19 protein-coding genes are annotated in these 15110 nt (G+C 73.7%); 12 read left to right on the top strand and 7 right to left on the bottom strand.

The genetic code is table 11. The features are described 5' to 3' along the window. Positions 1-57: 57 nt before the first annotated feature. Positions 58-1374 carry a 3-phosphoshikimate 1-carboxyvinyltransferase gene (aroA, locus tag ACFO9I_RS04990; protein ID WP_379178416.1) on the top strand — a complete coding sequence of 439 codons (1317 nt, stop codon included), beginning with the start codon at positions 58-60 and terminating at the stop codon, positions 1372-1374. After that, positions 1371-2372 (top strand): ribosome small subunit-dependent GTPase A, encoded by a 1002-nt coding sequence (rsgA, locus tag ACFO9I_RS04995; protein ID WP_379178418.1) that lies wholly within the window; start codon positions 1371-1373, stop codon positions 2370-2372. The genes aroA and rsgA overlap by 4 nt, the downstream gene beginning before the upstream one ends. Here rsgA and ACFO9I_RS05000 read toward each other — a convergent pair. After that, positions 2369-2803: a DUF2231 domain-containing protein gene (locus ACFO9I_RS05000; RefSeq protein WP_379178420.1), complete on the bottom strand. Its 435-nt coding sequence runs from the start codon at positions 2801-2803 to the stop codon at positions 2369-2371. The genes rsgA and ACFO9I_RS05000 overlap by 4 nt on opposite strands. Before the next feature lie 54 nt (positions 2804-2857). On the opposite strand from ACFO9I_RS05000, the gene hisN reads away from it, so the two are divergent. From hisN to ACFO9I_RS05015, 3 genes are all read left to right on the top strand, one after another. Beyond that, positions 2858-3772 carry a histidinol-phosphatase gene (gene hisN / locus ACFO9I_RS05005; protein WP_379178422.1) on the top strand — a complete coding sequence of 305 codons (915 nt, stop codon included), beginning with the start codon at positions 2858-2860 and terminating at the stop codon, positions 3770-3772. A 106-nt stretch (positions 3773-3878) separates the two neighbouring features. Further along, the gene (locus ACFO9I_RS05010; RefSeq protein ID WP_379178424.1) at positions 3879-4310 is read left to right on the top strand and encodes a CBS domain-containing protein; all 432 of its coding nucleotides are present in this window, start codon (positions 3879-3881) and stop codon (positions 4308-4310) included. Between the two features lie 33 nt (positions 4311-4343). Next, positions 4344-4712 carry an FKBP-type peptidyl-prolyl cis-trans isomerase gene (locus tag ACFO9I_RS05015; protein WP_379178426.1) on the top strand — a complete coding sequence of 123 codons (369 nt, stop codon included), beginning with the start codon at positions 4344-4346 and terminating at the stop codon, positions 4710-4712. Between the two features lie 56 nt (positions 4713-4768). On the opposite strand, the gene ACFO9I_RS05020 is transcribed toward ACFO9I_RS05015, so the two are convergent. Continuing rightward, positions 4769-5014 carry an RNA-binding S4 domain-containing protein gene (locus ACFO9I_RS05020; RefSeq protein ID WP_379178428.1) on the bottom strand — a complete coding sequence of 82 codons (246 nt, stop codon included), beginning with the start codon at positions 5012-5014 and terminating at the stop codon, positions 4769-4771. Positions 5015-5018: 4 nt separating this feature from the next. After that, positions 5019-6284, bottom strand: a complete 1266-nt coding sequence (locus ACFO9I_RS05025) for a DUF445 domain-containing protein (RefSeq protein ID WP_379178430.1) — start codon at positions 6282-6284, stop codon at positions 5019-5021. Between the two features lie 77 nt (positions 6285-6361). On the opposite strand from ACFO9I_RS05025, the gene ACFO9I_RS05030 reads away from it, so the two are divergent. Then, positions 6362-6760, top strand: coding sequence for an adenylyltransferase/cytidyltransferase family protein (locus ACFO9I_RS05030; protein WP_379178432.1), 399 nt, complete (start codon positions 6362-6364; stop codon positions 6758-6760). Positions 6761-6876: 116 nt separating this feature from the next. After that, complete coding sequence (locus tag ACFO9I_RS05035) at positions 6877-8421, top strand: MXAN_6640 family putative metalloprotease (protein ID WP_379178434.1); 1545 nt, start codon at positions 6877-6879, stop codon at positions 8419-8421. A gap of 74 nt (positions 8422-8495) precedes the next feature. Here the strand turns inward: ACFO9I_RS05035 and ACFO9I_RS05040 are convergent, their stop codons facing one another. Then, positions 8496-9068, bottom strand: coding sequence for a hypothetical protein (locus ACFO9I_RS05040; protein ID WP_379178436.1), 573 nt, complete (start codon positions 9066-9068; stop codon positions 8496-8498). Continuing rightward, on the bottom strand, positions 9065-9361 hold the full coding sequence (locus tag ACFO9I_RS05045) for a hypothetical protein (protein WP_379178438.1): 297 nt from the start codon (positions 9359-9361) through the stop codon (positions 9065-9067). Before ACFO9I_RS05045 ends, ACFO9I_RS05040 begins: the two co-directional genes overlap by 4 nt. A gap of 272 nt (positions 9362-9633) precedes the next feature. On the opposite strand from ACFO9I_RS05045, the gene ACFO9I_RS05050 reads away from it, so the two are divergent. Genes ACFO9I_RS05050 through ACFO9I_RS05060 form a run of 3 tightly spaced genes read left to right on the top strand, consistent with a single transcriptional unit; the run spans position 9634 to position 11557 of the window. After that, positions 9634-10101 carry a universal stress protein gene (locus tag ACFO9I_RS05050; RefSeq protein WP_379178440.1) on the top strand — a complete coding sequence of 156 codons (468 nt, stop codon included), beginning with the start codon at positions 9634-9636 and terminating at the stop codon, positions 10099-10101. Then, positions 10098-10556 carry a universal stress protein gene (locus ACFO9I_RS05055; RefSeq protein ID WP_379178442.1) on the top strand — a complete coding sequence of 153 codons (459 nt, stop codon included), beginning with the start codon at positions 10098-10100 and terminating at the stop codon, positions 10554-10556. The genes ACFO9I_RS05050 and ACFO9I_RS05055 overlap by 4 nt, the downstream gene beginning before the upstream one ends. Beyond that, positions 10556-11557 (top strand): zinc-dependent alcohol dehydrogenase family protein, encoded by a 1002-nt coding sequence (locus ACFO9I_RS05060; protein WP_379178444.1) that lies wholly within the window; start codon positions 10556-10558, stop codon positions 11555-11557. Before ACFO9I_RS05055 ends, ACFO9I_RS05060 begins: the two co-directional genes overlap by 1 nt. Before the next feature lie 7 nt (positions 11558-11564). On the opposite strand, the gene ACFO9I_RS05065 is transcribed toward ACFO9I_RS05060, so the two are convergent. Next, a complete protein-coding gene (locus ACFO9I_RS05065; RefSeq protein ID WP_379178446.1) occupies positions 11565-12521 on the bottom strand; it encodes a universal stress protein in 957 nt (318 codons plus the stop codon). A 170-nt stretch (positions 12522-12691) separates the two neighbouring features. Here ACFO9I_RS05065 and ACFO9I_RS05070 point away from each other — a divergent pair, with 170 nt between their 5' ends. Both ACFO9I_RS05070 and ACFO9I_RS05075 read left to right on the top strand, forming a co-directional pair. Beyond that, positions 12692-13756 carry an NAD(P)-dependent alcohol dehydrogenase gene (locus ACFO9I_RS05070; RefSeq protein ID WP_379178448.1) on the top strand — a complete coding sequence of 355 codons (1065 nt, stop codon included), beginning with the start codon at positions 12692-12694 and terminating at the stop codon, positions 13754-13756. Positions 13757-13805: 49 nt separating this feature from the next. Continuing rightward, complete coding sequence (locus ACFO9I_RS05075; protein WP_379178450.1) at positions 13806-14351, top strand: flavodoxin family protein; 546 nt, start codon at positions 13806-13808, stop codon at positions 14349-14351. 24 nt (positions 14352-14375) lie between these two features. On the opposite strand, the gene ACFO9I_RS05080 is transcribed toward ACFO9I_RS05075, so the two are convergent. After that, positions 14376-14762, bottom strand: a complete 387-nt coding sequence (locus ACFO9I_RS05080; RefSeq protein ID WP_379178452.1) for a DUF5709 domain-containing protein — start codon at positions 14760-14762, stop codon at positions 14376-14378. Between the last annotated feature and the right edge of the window lie 348 nt (positions 14763-15110).

Raw genomic sequence — 15110 nt, forward strand, 5'->3', positions numbered from 1 at the left:
CCGACCCGCACTGAGACCCGCGGTGCCGCGACACCGCCCGTCGCTAGGGTGAGACGGGTGACGACGCCTCCACCGACGACCCTCCCGACGCCGGCCGACCCCTGGCCGGCCCCGCGCGCGGGCGCGCCGGTGGACGCCGTCCTCTCGCTGCCCGGGAGCAAGTCGCTGACGAACCGGGCGCTGGTGCTGGCCGCCGTCGCCGACGGCCAGTCCGTCGTGCGGCGGGCGCTGCGCTCCCGCGACACCACGCTGATGGCGGCGGCGCTCACCTCGCTCGGGTCGTCCGTGGACACCTCGGGCGAGGACTGGCTGGTCACCCCCGGGCCGTTCGCGGGCAACGCACAGGTGGACTGCGGGCTGGCGGGGACCGTGATGCGGTTCGTGCCGCCCGTCGCTGCCCTGTCCCGTGGTGACGTCGGCTTCGACGGTGACCCGCACATGCGCACCCGCCCCATCGGCGGGGTGCTCGGTGCGCTGCGCACCCTCGGGGTGGAGATCGACGACGGCGGCCGCGACGCGCTCCCCTTCACGGTGCGCGGGCGCGGCGCCGTCCCGGGGGGCACGGTCGTCATCGACGCCTCGGCGTCCTCGCAGTTCATCTCGGCGCTCCTGCTGGCCGGCGCCCGCTACGAGCACGGGGTCGACGTGCGCCACGACGGAAAGCCCGTGCCGTCGTTGCCCCACATCGACATGACCGTGGCGATGCTGCGCGAGCACGGGGTGCAGGTCGACGACTCCGACGCCAACCGCTGGACGGTGGCGCCCGGACCCGTGCGGCCGGTCGACCACCTCATCGAGCCCGACCTGTCCAACGCAGCGCCGTTCCTGGCCCTGGCCGCGGTCTCGGGCGGGTCGGTGACGGTGCGCGACTGGCCGCACCACACCACGCAGGCGGGTGACGCGCTGCGCGACATCCTCTCCCGCATGGGCTGCACGGTGGAGCGTGTCGACGAGGGCCTGCGCGTCACCGGCAGCGGGACGCTCGAGGGCATCGACGTCGACCTGCACGACGTGGGTGAGCTGGCACCGGCCGTCGCCGCCCTGGCCGCCCTGGCCTCCTCGCCCTCCCACCTGCGCGGCATCGCCCACATCCGCGGCCACGAGACCGACCGGCTGGCCGCGCTGGCGACCGAGCTGGGCGCGCTCGGCGCCGACGTGGTCGAGCACCCCGACGGGCTGAGCCTCACCCCCAGCACGCTGCACGGCGGCGTGTTCCACACCTACGCCGACCACCGGATGGCCCACGCCGGCGTCATCGTGGGCGCCGCGGTGGACGGGGTGCTGGTCGAGAACGTCGCCACCACCAGCAAGACCTTCCCCGACTTCGCCGACTTCTGGTCGCGGCTCCTGGTTCCCGCGGACGCCCGTCGATGAGCGGGCGCTACTCCGAGCACGACCACGAGCACTACGAGCGCCCACGCCGTCACACCCGCCCGCGCACCAAGGAGCGGCCGACGTACGACGACGCCGTCGACGGGGTGGTCGTCACCGTCGACCGGGGCCGGTTCACGGTGCTGATCGACGGGCGCACGGTGATGGCGATGAAGGCCCGGCCACTCGGCCGCAAGGGCGTCGTCGTCGGGGACAGGGTGCGGGTCGTCGGCGACACCTCCGGGTCCCCCGGATCGCTGGCCCGGATCGTCGAGGTCAACGAGCGGCTGACGACGCTGCGGCGCACCGCCGACGACGACGACCCCGTCGAGCGGGTGATCGTCGCGAACGCCGAGCAGCTGGTCGTGGTCACCGCCCTCGCCGACCCCGAGCCGCAGCCACGGCTGATCGACCGCGCCCTCGTGGCGGCGTACGACGCCGGCATGCAGCCGCTGCTGTGCCTGACCAAGTCGGACCTGGCGGACCCGGAGACGCTGCTGGGCACCTACCGCTCGCTGGGGGTGCCCTGGGTCGTGACCCGGCGCGGCGGCGACCTGTCCGCGGTCCGCGAGCGCCTCAGCGACAGGACCAGCGTGCTGGTCGGGTCCAGCGGCGTCGGCAAGTCGACGCTGGTCAACGCGCTGGTGCCGGACGCCGGGCGCGACGTCGGCCACGTCAACGCGGTCACGGGACGGGGCCGGCACACGTCGACCTCGGCGTTCATGCTGGAGCTCCCCGAGTCGCCCGAGGGCCACCGGGGCTGGATCATCGACACCCCCGGCATCCGCTCCTTCGGGCTGGCGCACGTCCAGCCCGAGCACCTGATCGAGGCCTTCCCCGACCTCGACGAGATGACCGAGGAGTGCCCGCGCGGCTGCACCCACGGGACCGACGAGCCCGAGTGCGGCCTCGACGAGGCGGTCGCCGCCGGCCACGCCGACGCCGAACGCGTCGAGTCCTTCCGACGGCTGCTGGCGGCCCGCAGCGCCCCGGCGTACTAGCCCCAGACCGAGCGGGCGCCCGCGTCGCCGGTGAGCACGACCAGCACCAGGACCGCGAGCGCCGCGAGGCCGAGCAGGACGTCGAGGACCACCCGCAGGGCGCCCGCGCGGGCGTGCTGCCACCCGGCGGCCAGGGCCAGGGCCACGAACGGCAGCGTCACCCAGAACAGCAGCCGCCCGCGCGTGCGGTGCGTCGCCAGGCTCGGCAGCTGGTGCAGGTCGGGTCGGCTGTTGTAGAAGCTGTTGCCGGTCACGAAGGCCGCCGCGATCGACGCCGCTGCGAGCAGGGCCAGGGCGACCATCGGCCAGCGGAGCCGGTCCCGCCACCCCGGGAGAGCCACGTAGCCGAGGGCGGCCAGCGCCCCGACCGGGCCGAACACCACGGCCGCGTGCACCACCAGCGGGTGCAGCGGGAGCCCGTTGATCTCCATGCAACGACGGTAAGCCCGCCGGGACCGGAACGTCGCTGGGCATAGCCTGTGCGCATGCCGACCACCGGTTCGACCGACTACACCGACGACCTGCGCCTCGCGCACGTCCTGGCCGACGACGCCGACTCGCTCACCATGGCCCGCTTCAAGGCGCTGGACCTGCACGTGATGAGCAAGCCCGACCTCACGCCGGTCACCGACGCCGACCAGGCCGTCGAGGAGGGCATCCGGCGGACGCTCTCGCGCGTGCGCTCCCGGGACGCGGTCATCGGCGAGGAGCAGGGCTCGACCGGCCACAGCCAGCGGCGTTGGGTGGTCGACCCGATCGACGGCACCAAGAACTTCGTCCGCGGCGTGCCGGTCTGGGCGACCCTCATCTCGCTGGTCGTCGACGACGAGGTCGTGCTCGGCGTGGTGTCCGCGCCCCAGCTGCAGCGGCGCTGGTGGGCGTCGGCCGGCAACGGGGCCTGGACCGGCCGCTCCCTGCTCAAGGCCACCCGCTGCCAGGTCTCGGACGTACGCCGTCTCGAGGACGCGTCGTTCGCCTACTCCTCGCTCTCCGGCTGGGACGAGCGCGGTCGCCTCGAGGACTTCGTCTCGCTGACCCGGCGCTGCTGGCGCACCCGGGCGTACGGCGACTTCTGGTCCTACATGCTCCTCGCCGAGGGGGCCGTCGACCTGGCCGCCGAGCCGGAGCTCGAGCTCTACGACATGGCGGCGCTGGACGTCATCGTGCGCGAGGCCGGCGGCCGGTTCACCTCCCTGGACGGCACCGACGGACCGTTCGGCGGCAACGCGCTCGCCTCCAACGGCCACCTCCACGACGCCGCGCTGGCCTTCCTCGGCTCGCTCCCCCACGACGAGGACGACCCCGACTCCCAGCCCCACCGGCCGGGCTCGGTCCACGAGCTGAGGTCCCGCCGGCCCCGGCAGGAGTCGGCCGACGAGGAGCAGCCGCAGCTCGACTGAGGCCCGGCGCGCGACACCCACCCGCGCGCACGTCTGTACGCCGTAGCCACCGCGCGAGTAGCGTTTTCAGTGACCCCGGACACACCGGGGCGACGGAGGTGCAGCGATGCGGATCGGCGACGTTCTCAGGGCCAAGGCCAGCCACGACGTGGTGACGATCAGCCCCGACTCCGGGGTGCGCGAGCTGATCGCCATGCTCGCCGAGCACAACATCGGCGCGCTCATCGTCAGCGCCGACGGACGTGCCGTGGACGGGATCGTCAGCGAGCGCGACGTCGTGCGGCACCTCCACCACGACGGCACCGTCATCAACAACACCGTCGGCGCGATCATGACCGAGGAGGTCGAGACCTGCGACCAGGACACCCCGCTCGACGACCTGATGAAGATGATGACCGAGCGCAGGATCCGGCACGTGCCGGTGGTGCACGACGGCAGCCTGGTCGGGATCATCAGCATCGGCGACGTGGTCAAGCACCGGATCGACCAGCTGCAGTTCGAGCGGGACCAGCTCGACAGCTACGTGCACCAGACCTGAGCGGCCGGGGCGCCGCTCGCTAGGGTGGCGGCCATGGACAAGCCCGAGATCGAGTTCTTCGACCCCGAACCCCCCACCGACCTCGTCGTCACCGACATCAGCGTGGGCGACGGCCCCGAGGCCGCCGCCGGCAACACCGTCTCCGTGCACTACGTCGGCGTGGCCCACTCCACCGGCGAGGAGTTCGACGCGTCGTACAACCGCGGCACCCCGCTGCAGTTCCGCCTCGGCATCGGCCAGGTCATCTCGGGCTGGGACCAGGGCGTGCAGGGCATGAAGGTCGGCGGCCGCCGCCAGCTCGTCATCCCGCCGCACCTCGGGTACGGCGACCGCGGGGCCGGCGGCGTGATCAAGCCCGGCGAGACGCTGATCTTCGTGGTGGACCTGCTCGGCATCAGCTGATCGTCACCCGCGGTGTGCCCGGCCGCCCCGGGCCGGGCACCCCGTACGACGACGCCTCACCAGGGCAGGTCGTCGCCCGCGCTCTCGTCGGAGACGCGGGCCGACTGGCCACCCAGCGTGACGACGTCCCCCAGCACCAGCTGACGGCCGCGCCGGGTCTCGACCTCGCCGTTCACGCGGACGGCACCGTCGGCGATCACGGGCTTGGCCTCGGCGCCGGTCTCGACGAAGTTCGCCAGCTTCAGGAACTGCCCGAGCCGGATCGACTCGTCACGGATCGGGACGTCGAAGGGTTCGCTCACCAGGTCAGTGAACCACCAGGCTCACGGTGTGGATGAGCACCCCCACCAGGCCGCCGACGATGGTGCCGTTGATGCGGATGAACTGAAGGTCGCGCCCCACGTGCAGCTCGATGCGGCGGGCCGCCTCCTTGCCGTCCCACCGCTCGATGGTGTGGGTGATGACGGTCGTGAGCTCGGTCCCGTAGCGCTCCACGGCGAACACCGTGACGTCCGCGATGAACCCGTCGAGACGCCAGCGCAGCTCCTCCTCGGCCTCGAGCCGGTCCGCGAAGTGGCGGACCTCGGCGAGCAGTCGCTGGCGCACCGCCCCCTCGGGGTCGCCGAGCGAGGTCAGCAGCGCGCGCCGCAGGGCGTTCCACAGCGAGATGCTCGACGCGATCACCTGGGGGTGGTCCAGCAGCCGCTCCTTGAGCCGCTCGGTGCGCGCCTGGGTCTCGGGGTCCTCGAGCAGGTCGGTCGCCAGCTGGGCCAGCATCGAGTCCAGGGCTCGTCGGGCGTGGTGCCGCGGGTCGTCGCGGATGTCGCTCACCCAGCGGACCAGCTCGAGGTGGATCCGCGAGGTGACCGCCTCGTTGAGGCGGGCCGGCGACCACCAGGGCGCCCGCTCCCCCAAGATCTCGGCGACCGTCTCGGGGTTGCGCTCCAGCCACTCGTGCAGCTCGCCGAGGGCGAGGTCGACGAGGCCGTGGTGGAGGTCGTCGCGGACCACCTCGCCGAGCAGGCCGCCCAGCAGCGGGGCGATCGGCTCCTCCCGGAAGCGTGGCACCAGGGCCTCGGTCACCAGGTCGGCGACGTGCTCGTCGCGCACCTTGCCCAGGCCGATGGCGGCGACATCGGCCACCTCGTCCACCACGCGCCGGGCGTGCTTCGGGTCGGAGAGCCAGCGACCCACGCGCTGCGCGATCGTCGCCGCCGCGATCCGCTCCCGGATCACGTCCTCGGCCAGGAAGTTCTCCCCCACGAACTCCTGCAGGCCGCGGCCGAGCTCGTCCTTGCGCCGGGGGATCAGCGCCGTGTGCGGGATCGGCAGGCCGAGCGGGTGCCGGAACAGCGCGGTGACCGCGAACCAGTCCGCGATCGCACCCACCATCGAGGCCTCCGCGCCGGCGTTCACGAAGCCCCAGAACCCGCCGCGGTCGAGCGTGGCGACGTACACCACGGCGGCGAGCACGAGCAGGCCCAGCGCGAGCGTGCGCATCCGGCGCAGGCCGCGCCGGCGCCCCTCGTCGGCGGCGGAGTCGGGCATGGTCATCGACATGGTGGCGGTCATCCCGGCCGATTGTTCCGCACCGGCGGTCAGCGCCCGCGAGTCGGAAGGCCGACGGTGGACGTGCCAGAATCCCGGGCATGGCTCGCACCGTCATCACGTTCGGCACCTTCGACGTCTTCCACGTCGGCCACCTCCGGGTGATCGAGCGTGCCGCGGCGCTCGGCGACCGGCTGGTCGTCGGGGTCTCCGCCGACGAGCTCAACCTGCGCAAGAAGGGCCGCGAGCCCGTCTTCAGCCAGTCCGAGCGGCTGGCCATCGTCGCGGCCCTCAAGCCCGTCGACGAGGTCTTCGTCGAGGAGAGCCTCGAGCTCAAGCGCGACTACATCCAGCAGTACGCCGCCGACGTGCTCGTCATGGGCGACGACTGGTCCGGCCGCTTCGACGAGCTCGAGGACATCTGCGAGGTCGTCTACCTGCCCCGCACGCCGGCCATCTCCACCACCGCGCTGATCGAGAAGATCTCGGCCACCAGCTGATCACCCGACCCGGGCCCCTTCGCGCGTCGGTTTAGGGTGGCCACTGGTCTGGGCAGGCTCGCGTCGGCCCACCGGCGGCCTCCTGCCGGACACTCACGACATCAAAGGGGACACACATGCGTCGTTCGATCGCCGCCGCCGCGGCGGCCCTGGCCACGGCTCTGTCCGTGCTGCCTGCCACCGCCGCCACCGCCTCGGACGGGGCACTTCCACCGGCAGCGTCCGACCCGAGCCCGCTCGCCCGGGTCCAGGCACGGCAGGCGCTGGAGCGGGCCCAGGACGTGCTGTCCGGGTCCGTGCAGCCGGCCGCCGGCGCCCGCCCGGAGGGCACCCTGGCGCTGCGGGACCTCTTCGCCGCGCTGCCCGCCCTGGCCCCCGCCGACCGGGCCGCGGCCGCGAGCGTGCTGGCCCGACCCACCGACGGTGCCAACGACCCCTACGGCGACGGCTACACCGTGCCGGCCAAGCGCAAGTGCCGGGGCCACATCTGCATCCACTGGGTCCCCACCACCGCCGACGCCCCGCCCAGCAAGGCGTGGGTGAACAAGAACCTCAGGACCATGAACAAGGTCTGGAACCTCGAGGTCGGCAAGCTCGACTACCGGCGCCCGGTCAAGGACGGCCAGCGAGGCGGCAACAGCAAGCTCGACGTCTACCTCAAGGACGTCGGCTCGGAGTTCCTCTACGGCTACTGCGCCCCCGAGTACTACAAGCCCGGCCGCAAGCGCGAGGCCTCGGGCTACTGCGTGCTGGACAACGACTTCGCCCAGAGCCAGTTCGGCGCCCCGCCGGTCAACAGCCTCAAGGTGACCGCCGCCCACGAGTTCTTCCACGCCGTGCAGTTCGCGTACGACTTCAAGGAGGACCACTGGATGATGGAGGCGACCTCCACCTGGATGGAGGAGCGCTTCGCCGACGCGGTGAACGACAACCGGCAGTACCTCTCGGCCGGCCAGGTCGCCCGTCCCGCCACGCCCCTGGACACCTTCAACCCCAACGGGGTGGAGCAGTACGGCAACTGGGTCTTCTTCGAGTACCTCAGCAGCCGCTACGGCAAGGGCATCGTGCACAAGATCTGGAACCGCGCCGGAGCGTACCCCGGCGCCGGCAAGGAGTACTCCACCCAGGCGGTCAAGGGTGTCCTGAAGCCCCACGGTGGCTTCGCCTCGGTCTTCGCCAGGTACGCAGCCGGCAACACCATCCCCGGGCGCACGTACGCCGAGGGCGGGGCGTGGCCGAGCGCGGCGATCTCGAAGAGCTTCACGCTCTCCAAGGGCGCCCGCAAGGACCACACCGGGCTCCGGGTCAACCACATGGCCTCGCGCAACGTGGCGCTGGCTCCGGACTCCTCGCTCGCCGGCAGGAAGTGGCGTGCCCGCATCATCGTCGACGGTCCCAACCGGGCCAAGAGCCCGGTCGCGTACGTCGTGGTCAAGCGCAAGCACGGCCACCCGCTGAAGAAGGTCCTGCACCTGAGCCGCCGCGGTCACGGCAAGCTCGCGGTGCCGTTCTCGGACGGCCGTGTCGGTCGGGTGACGGTCACGCTGGCCAACGCCTCGACCCGGTTCAACTGCAACGAGAACACCTACCTCTCGTGCCAGGGCAAGCCGAAGGACAACGGCAGCCGCTTCAGGGTCAAGGTCGTCGCCTTCAAGCGCTGACCGACACGCGGCGCTGACCGACACGCTGCCCGGGGCCGGCCTCCCTCAGGAGGCCGACCCCGGGCAGTCGTCGTTCAGGGGCGGCGGGGTGCGTACAGCTGGTCGGGGCTGGCCACCCACCGGCGCGCCCGGCCGTCGGGGGCCGAGCGCCGCTCGAGCTCGTCGAGCAGCAGCGTGCGGACCTGCACGATCCGGGCCTTGGTCGCCACGTCCGTGGTCGTCTGCAGGGCCGCGTAGCTCGACTGCCACGCCAGGGCGAGGTCCCGGTCGCTGATCCGCGCGGCGAAGGACGGCCGCGCCCGCCACGACGGCCCGCGGCCGCCGTACCGCTGGTTGAACCAGGTCACGGCCGTCGGCGAGAGCGCCAGGAAGCCGCCCAGCGGGATCAGCGCCCCCGGCCCCAGGGGGCCGAGCAGCCCGACGACGGCGGGAGCCCCGACGCCGATGCGCAGCGACCACCGGATCACGTGCCCGGGGCCGCCTCCGCCCTCGGGGGCGTACAGGTAGGCGTACAGGCCCGCGATCCCGGCCAGGGGCACCGCGATCGCCAAGATGTCGGCGAGGCCGATCCGGTGGACGGCCAGCGAGAGCCCGAGCGCCACGAGCAGGCCGGCGACGGTGTTCCAGAGGGCACGGTAGGCGTTCATGAACCCGACCCCGGGGCGACCAGCACGAGCACCTCGTGGACCGTCAGCGCGAGCACCTTGCCCAGCACGGTGCCGACCAGCACGCCGATCGCGACCAGCCAGCAGACCGTGATCATGACGCCGGCCACCGGCCTGCGCTCGCCGAACGTCGGCGCGGACGCCGCACGACGACGGGCACGGCGGTGCAGCGCCTGGGGCAGCGGACCGGTCCGCAGCAGGGTGCGCCACTCGAGCCCGTGTCCTCCCGGACCGTGCCAGGCCCATCGATGGCGATGTGTCACGTGCGTCGTCATGGCGACCACCTCCCTGGTCTCCACGGTCGCCCGTCCCGCGGGCGGCCAAGCAGGGCCGGAGGTCCCCGCCGCCCGGTGCCGTGGGTCCCGCGTGGATGACCCCCGCAGATGGCCCGACCGGTTGCCCCGCCGACGGCTCGTCCGGCCGCCCGGGCGATTGGTCCCCCTGCGTGGGCCTTTGGTCACTGTCTGTGCCCGCCCGGGCCGGGAAGTGTGGGCCCCGCCAGGACCAGACGACCGGTGAGGTGTGCCCAGTGCGTACGGACCTACCTGTGCTCGTGGCCGTCGAGGACGAGGCCGAACCCGCCGTGCGGCACGCCGTCGAGGCGGCGGTGCGGGCCGGCTGCCCGGTGCACGTGCTGCACGTCGTGGATCCCGGCGACGGGCTGGCGGCCCACGCCGACGGTGAGCGGCTGCTGCACGACGTCGCGCTCCGGGCCGAGGGGCTCGCCGAGGGCCAGGTCACGGTGAGCACCGAGCTGGCCCACGCCGGTCCGGTGGTCGACGTGATCGTGGAGCGCGCCGGTCGCGCCCGCCAGGTCGTGCTCCAGCGGCACGACGGCGGCCGGCTGACCGGCCCTCCTCCCTCGACGCGGCCCGGCTCGACCTGCACCGAGGTCGCCCTGCGGGCCACCTGCCCGGTGGTGCTCGTCCCCGGGACCGACCGCACGGCTCCGGCACCCGGCGAGGGCACCCCCGGGCTCGACGTCACACCGGTGCTGCCGGGGGTGCTGCCGTGAGCGGCGCGGTCATCGTCGGGGTCGACGGCTCGGCGGCCAGCGTCCGGGCGCTGCGGTGGGCCGTGTCGGTGGCGGCCGGTCAGCAGTGGGACGTGGAGGTGGTGACGGCCTGGCCGCACACCGGGCCCGTGTTCGTCCGGGAGGTCCCCGGCCACCACAGCGACGCCCGCGAGCGCGCCCGCTCGGCCCAGCGCGACGCCGTGCACGCGGCCCTCGGGGACGCCCCGCGCGACGTGCGGGTCACGACGGTGCTCGAGAACGCCCGGCCCGGGGACGCACTGTCCCTCCACGCCACCGACAGCCCGCTCCTGGTGCTCGGGGACAGCGGCGACGCGGTCGGCGCCCACGAGCGACCGGAGAGCCTCGCGGGTTGGTGCCGGACCCGCCTCGGGTGCGCGGTCGCCCTGGTGCCTGCCGACGGGGCCGTCCACGTCCTCACGCCGGTACGGCCCTGATGCGCGCGTGGGTCGTCGAGCGGCCGGCCGCGGTCGAGGACCACCCGCTCGCGACCGCGACGCTCCCCCGCCCCGAGCCCCGCCCCGACGAGGTCCTGGTGCGGGTCCGGGTCTGCGGCCTGTGCCGCACCGACGTGCACCTTGCCGAGGGCGACCTGCCACCGCGCGGAGCACGGATGACGCCCGGGCACCAGGCGGTCGGGGTGGTGGAGCAGACCGGGCGTGACGCCCACCGCTTCGCAGTCGGCGACCGGATCGGCATCGCCTGGCTGCGCCGGACCTGCGGGACCTGCCGGTGGTGCCGCCGGGGGGCGGAGAACCTGTGCCCCGAGTCGTCGTACACCGGGTGGGACGCACCCGGCGGGCTCGCCGAGCTCGCCGTGGTCCCGGAGGCCTTCGCCTACCGGCTGCCCGAGGAGTACGACGACGTGCACGTCGCGCCGCTGCTGTGTGCCGGGATCATCGGGTACCGCGCCCTGCGCCGGGCGGCCGTCCCGCCCGGGGGCAGGCTGGGGATCTACGGGTTCGGGTCCAGCGCGCACATCACCGCCCAGATCGCGCTGGCGCAGGGCGCCGAGCTGTACGTCATGTCCCGCGGCGAGGGCAACCGCCGGCTCGCCGAGGAGGTCGGGGCCGCCTGGATCGGGGGTGAGGTCGAGGCTCCCCCGGTGCCCCTGGACTCGGCGATCGTCTTCGCCCCCGCGGGGACGCTGGTGCCGGTCGCGCTGGCGGCCCTGGACCGGGGAGGCACCCTGGCGCTGGCCGGCATCCACATGAGCGGGGTGCCCGCGCTCGACCACGACCGGCACCTGTTCCGCGAGCGGGACCTGCGCACGGTCACGTCGAACACCCGCCGCGACGGCGAGGAGCTGCTGCGGCTCGCCGGCCGGCTCGGGGTGCGGGTGCACGCCACGGCGTACCCCTTCGACGAGGCGGACCGCGCCCTCGCCGACCTCGCGGCCGGCAGGGTCAGCGGCTCGGTGGTCGTGACCCTGGACTGAGCATCGCTCAGGAGGTCACGAACGGCTCCTGCGTGCTCTTCGGCGCCGAGGCGTGCCCGGCGCGGTGCACGTGCGACGGGTTGGCCAGCAGCACCGGGCAGGTGGCGTCGCGCAGCACCGCCCGCGCCACCGGGCCGAGGTGGGAGCCCACCGGGACCAGCGGGTCGTGGCGACCCACGACGAGCAGGCTCGAGTCGCGGCCGGCGTCGATGAGCGCGTCGGCGGGGTGGGCGTGCCGCGCCTCGACGTCCACCGGGAGCCCCGCGACGGCGTCGCCGAGACCCTCGAGGACGGCCCGGATCTCCTCGCGCGCCTTGTCGGCCCAGGTGTCGTTCTCGACGCGGCTCATGATGATGTCGTCGTACACGCTGGGGAACCACCAGGTGTGCAGCACGTGCAGGCGGGCGCCGCGCGAGCGGGCGGCGGCCGCGGCCGTCGCGACCACGGGCGCGCACCGTTCGGGGATGTCAACGCCGACCGTGACCACGGGCTGCTCCCCCGGGTGGTCGGTCTCCTCCGACCAGCCGGCCGGGACCGAGATCACCGGCACGTGCGCGTGCGCGGCGACGCCGCTGGACACCGACCGGGTCACCGTACGCCGCATCCGGGACAGGTCGCGCCGCTGCAGCACGACCAGCCGGGCGTCCTGCGTGGCCTCGAGGATCGTCTGCACCACCGGACCACGGACCATGGCGCTGGTCAGTGGCGCCCGGCCGCGCAGCAGGTCCTCGGCCTTCTCCACCGCAGCGTGCAGGGTCGCGTGCCCGATCTGCTCGATCTCGGCGAAGTCCAGGAGCACCATCTCCGGACCGGTCGGCTTGACGTGGACGGCGTGCAGCACGTGGACGCCGCAGCCCTCGCGCAGCGCCTCGGCGACGGCGTACTCCAAGGCGCTGTCGACCGGGTCGTTGCCGACCGCCACGACGACTGGCTTCGTGCCGGGCTTGTTGCTGGGCTCGGGCATCCGACCTCCCAGGTCCGGGTGAGACTTCCGACTCCAGACAAGCCCCGCGGTCCCGCCACACCTAGGGACCAACGTCCCGGCGACCACCGGTCCGACGCCCCTGAGTTGTCACCACCACGGACGACAGGCTGGGACCGCACCCGTCACCCACCCGAGAGGCCACGGCACACATGAAGGCACTCCGCCTGAAGTCCTGGAAGAGCGACGCAGTCCTCGAGGAGGTACCCGTCCCCGAGCCAGGGCCCGGTGAGGTGCTCGTGCAGGTGGGCGCGGCGGGTGCCTGCCACTCCGACCTCCACCTGATGCGCGACTTCGAGGCCGGGGCGCTGCCGTGGGCGCCGCCCTTCACGATCGGCCACGAGAACGCGGGATGGGTCCACACCCTCGGCGCCGGGGTGCGCGACCTCGAGCCCGGCCAGCCCGTCGCGGTGGTCGGCGCCTGGGGGTGCGGCACGTGCGCGCGCTGCCTGGACGGCCTGGAGACCTACTGCGAGCGCCCCGACCGGGCTCCGATCCCCGGCGGGGGCGGCGGCCTGGGCCTGGACGGCGGCATGGCGGAGTACCTCCTCGTGCCCGCTGCCCGGCACCTGGTCCCGCTGCCCGACGGGGTGGACCCCGTGGACGCCGCGCCGATGACCGACGCCGCCCTGACGCCGTACCACGCCGTACGCCGCTCCAACGCCAAGCTCGGCCCGGACGGAACGGCGCTCGTCATCGGCGTCGGCGGGCTCGGGCACCTGGGCATCCAGGTGTTGAGGGCCACGACCGCCGCCCGCGTGATCGCGGTCGACTCGCGAGAGTCGGCCCGGGCGCTGGCGACCTCCTGCGGCGCCGACCTCGCCCTCGCGCCCGGCGAGGACCTCGTCGAGCAGGTGCGCGACGCCACCGGCGGCCGGGGTGCCGATGTCGTCCTCGACTTCGTCGGCTCCGACGAGACGCTCGCCGCGGGCGCCGCGAGCGCGCGTCAGCTGGGCGACATCACCATCGTGGGGATCGCCGGCGGCACCCTGCCCGTGTCGTTCTTCGGCGTGCCCTACGAGGCGAGCGTGCAGACGACGTACTGGGGCAACCGCCGCGAGCTCGTCGAGGTCCTCGACCTCGCCTCGCGCAAGCTGCTGCACGCGGAGACCACCATCTACACCCTCGACGACGCCGAGCAGGCCTATCGCGACCTCGCCCACGGGACCGTGAGCGGGCGCGCCGTCGTCGTCCCGCACGACAGCTACCGAGCATGACGGCCCACGACGCCCGACCCCGGATGGAGTGCGAGGAACCATGGCCAGCATGAAGACCGTCATCGTCTTCGAGTCGATGTTCGGCAACACCGAGCAGCTCGCCCGTGAGATCGGCGACGGCCTTGCCGCCGAGGGCGGGCAGGTCGCGCTCGCCGACGTGCGGCACGTACGCCCCGCGGACTTCGTCGGCTGCGACCTGGTCGTCATCGGGGCACCGACCCACGCGCTCAGCCTGAGCCGACCCAGCACCCGCGCCGACGCCGTCCGGCAGGGCGCCTCGGAGTCACGCGCCGCCGGGGGCGTGCGCGAGTGGCTGGCCGACGTGGAGGAGGCCTTCCCCGCGGTCGAGCCACGCCCGTGCGTGGCCGTCTTCGACACCCGCATCGAGAAGGTCCAGCACTGGCCCGGCTCCGCCGCGCGGAAGGCCGCACGCGTGATGCGTGGCCACCGCTTCGAGGTGATCGACCACCCGACGAGCTTCTACGTCGTCGACGTCCGCGGGCCGCTCGTCGAGGGCGAGCGGGAGCGGGCCCGGGTGTGGGCGCGTCGCCTGCAGACGATCGTGCGGACCCGCCCCACGCGCAAGTCCGCCTGACCTGCGCGCGGGCGGCCGCCGTCCTCAGTCCTCGATCGTGTGGACCGCGGCCTCCTCGGCGCTGGCGCCTGCGCCGTCGATGCCCTCGTCCTCGGCGACCAGGCCGTCGACGTCCTCGTGCGCCCCCTCGTCGGGCGCGAGCAGGCGTCCGGAGCGCTCGCTGCCCACCTCGCCGCCGACGTCACCGTCGACGACCTCGGCATCGCGCTCGGCCTCGGCCTGCTCCCAGACCTCCGGCTCCTCCTGGCTCAGCCGGTCGTCGATCGTCTCGCCCTCGGCGGCCTCGGCGGGCGTGACGCCCTTGGCGGTCACCCCGCGCGGGCGCTCCGGCGGGGAGATCCCCTCGTCGAGGACGTCGTCGACGCCACGGTCGTCCAGCGTGTCCTGGGGCTGCAGCTGGTCTTCGCTCATGCTCCGACCGTAGCCAGTGGGCCTGAGGCGCAAACCTGTGGTCCTCGCGGCGGCTGCCGATCCGGCGGTCGCCGGGATTCTCGCCGGCCGTGGCTCGGTGATCCGTCTCGACGCCGTCGGGCGCGGTCCACCTGCTGTCGCGTGGCTGGCCACGTCGCCGGCCGCCGTCCGATGGTCAGAGACCGCACCGAAATCCCCCGAATCCCTGCGGTTGGTGACCAAACCCCACCCCCAACCCGAAGACCCACCCCCACCCCGACCAGCCCTCGTCCCGGCCGGCCCTCGTCCGATGGTCAGAGACCGCACCGAAATCCCCCGAATCCCTGCGGTTGGTGACCAAACCGCACC

Origin of the sequence: Nocardioides sp. GCM10023255, from assembly GCF_042653125.1 — a bacterium.
Taxonomy (GTDB): Bacteria; Actinomycetota; Actinomycetes; order Propionibacteriales; family Nocardioidaceae; genus Nocardioides.

Coding starts and splice junctions, on each gene's coding strand:
- ACFO9I_RS05010 (WP_379178424.1), top strand. CDS start 3,879: ATGCGGATCGGCGACGTTCTCAGGGCCAAGGCCAGCCACGACGTGGTG.
- ACFO9I_RS05025 (WP_379178430.1), bottom strand. CDS start 6,284: ATGACCGCCACCATGTCGATGACCATGCCCGACTCCGCCGCCGACGAG.
- ACFO9I_RS05070 (WP_379178448.1), top strand. CDS start 12,692: ATGAAGGCACTCCGCCTGAAGTCCTGGAAGAGCGACGCAGTCCTCGAG.
- ACFO9I_RS05040 (WP_379178436.1), bottom strand. CDS start 9,068: ATGAACGCCTACCGTGCCCTCTGGAACACCGTCGCCGGCCTGCTCGTG.
- rsgA (WP_379178418.1), top strand. CDS start 1,371: ATGAGCGGGCGCTACTCCGAGCACGACCACGAGCACTACGAGCGCCCA.
- ACFO9I_RS05080 (WP_379178452.1), bottom strand. CDS start 14,762: ATGAGCGAAGACCAGCTGCAGCCCCAGGACACGCTGGACGACCGTGGC.
- ACFO9I_RS05015 (WP_379178426.1), top strand. CDS start 4,344: ATGGACAAGCCCGAGATCGAGTTCTTCGACCCCGAACCCCCCACCGAC.
- ACFO9I_RS05075 (WP_379178450.1), top strand. CDS start 13,806: ATGAAGACCGTCATCGTCTTCGAGTCGATGTTCGGCAACACCGAGCAG.
- ACFO9I_RS05035 (WP_379178434.1), top strand. CDS start 6,877: ATGCGTCGTTCGATCGCCGCCGCCGCGGCGGCCCTGGCCACGGCTCTG.
- ACFO9I_RS05065 (WP_379178446.1), bottom strand. CDS start 12,521: ATGCCCGAGCCCAGCAACAAGCCCGGCACGAAGCCAGTCGTCGTGGCG.
- ACFO9I_RS05000 (WP_379178420.1), bottom strand. CDS start 2,803: ATGGAGATCAACGGGCTCCCGCTGCACCCGCTGGTGGTGCACGCGGCC.
- ACFO9I_RS05045 (WP_379178438.1), bottom strand. CDS start 9,361: ATGACGACGCACGTGACACATCGCCATCGATGGGCCTGGCACGGTCCG.
- hisN (WP_379178422.1), top strand. CDS start 2,858: ATGCCGACCACCGGTTCGACCGACTACACCGACGACCTGCGCCTCGCG.
- ACFO9I_RS05030 (WP_379178432.1), top strand. CDS start 6,362: ATGGCTCGCACCGTCATCACGTTCGGCACCTTCGACGTCTTCCACGTC.
- ACFO9I_RS05060 (WP_379178444.1), top strand. CDS start 10,556: ATGCGCGCGTGGGTCGTCGAGCGGCCGGCCGCGGTCGAGGACCACCCG.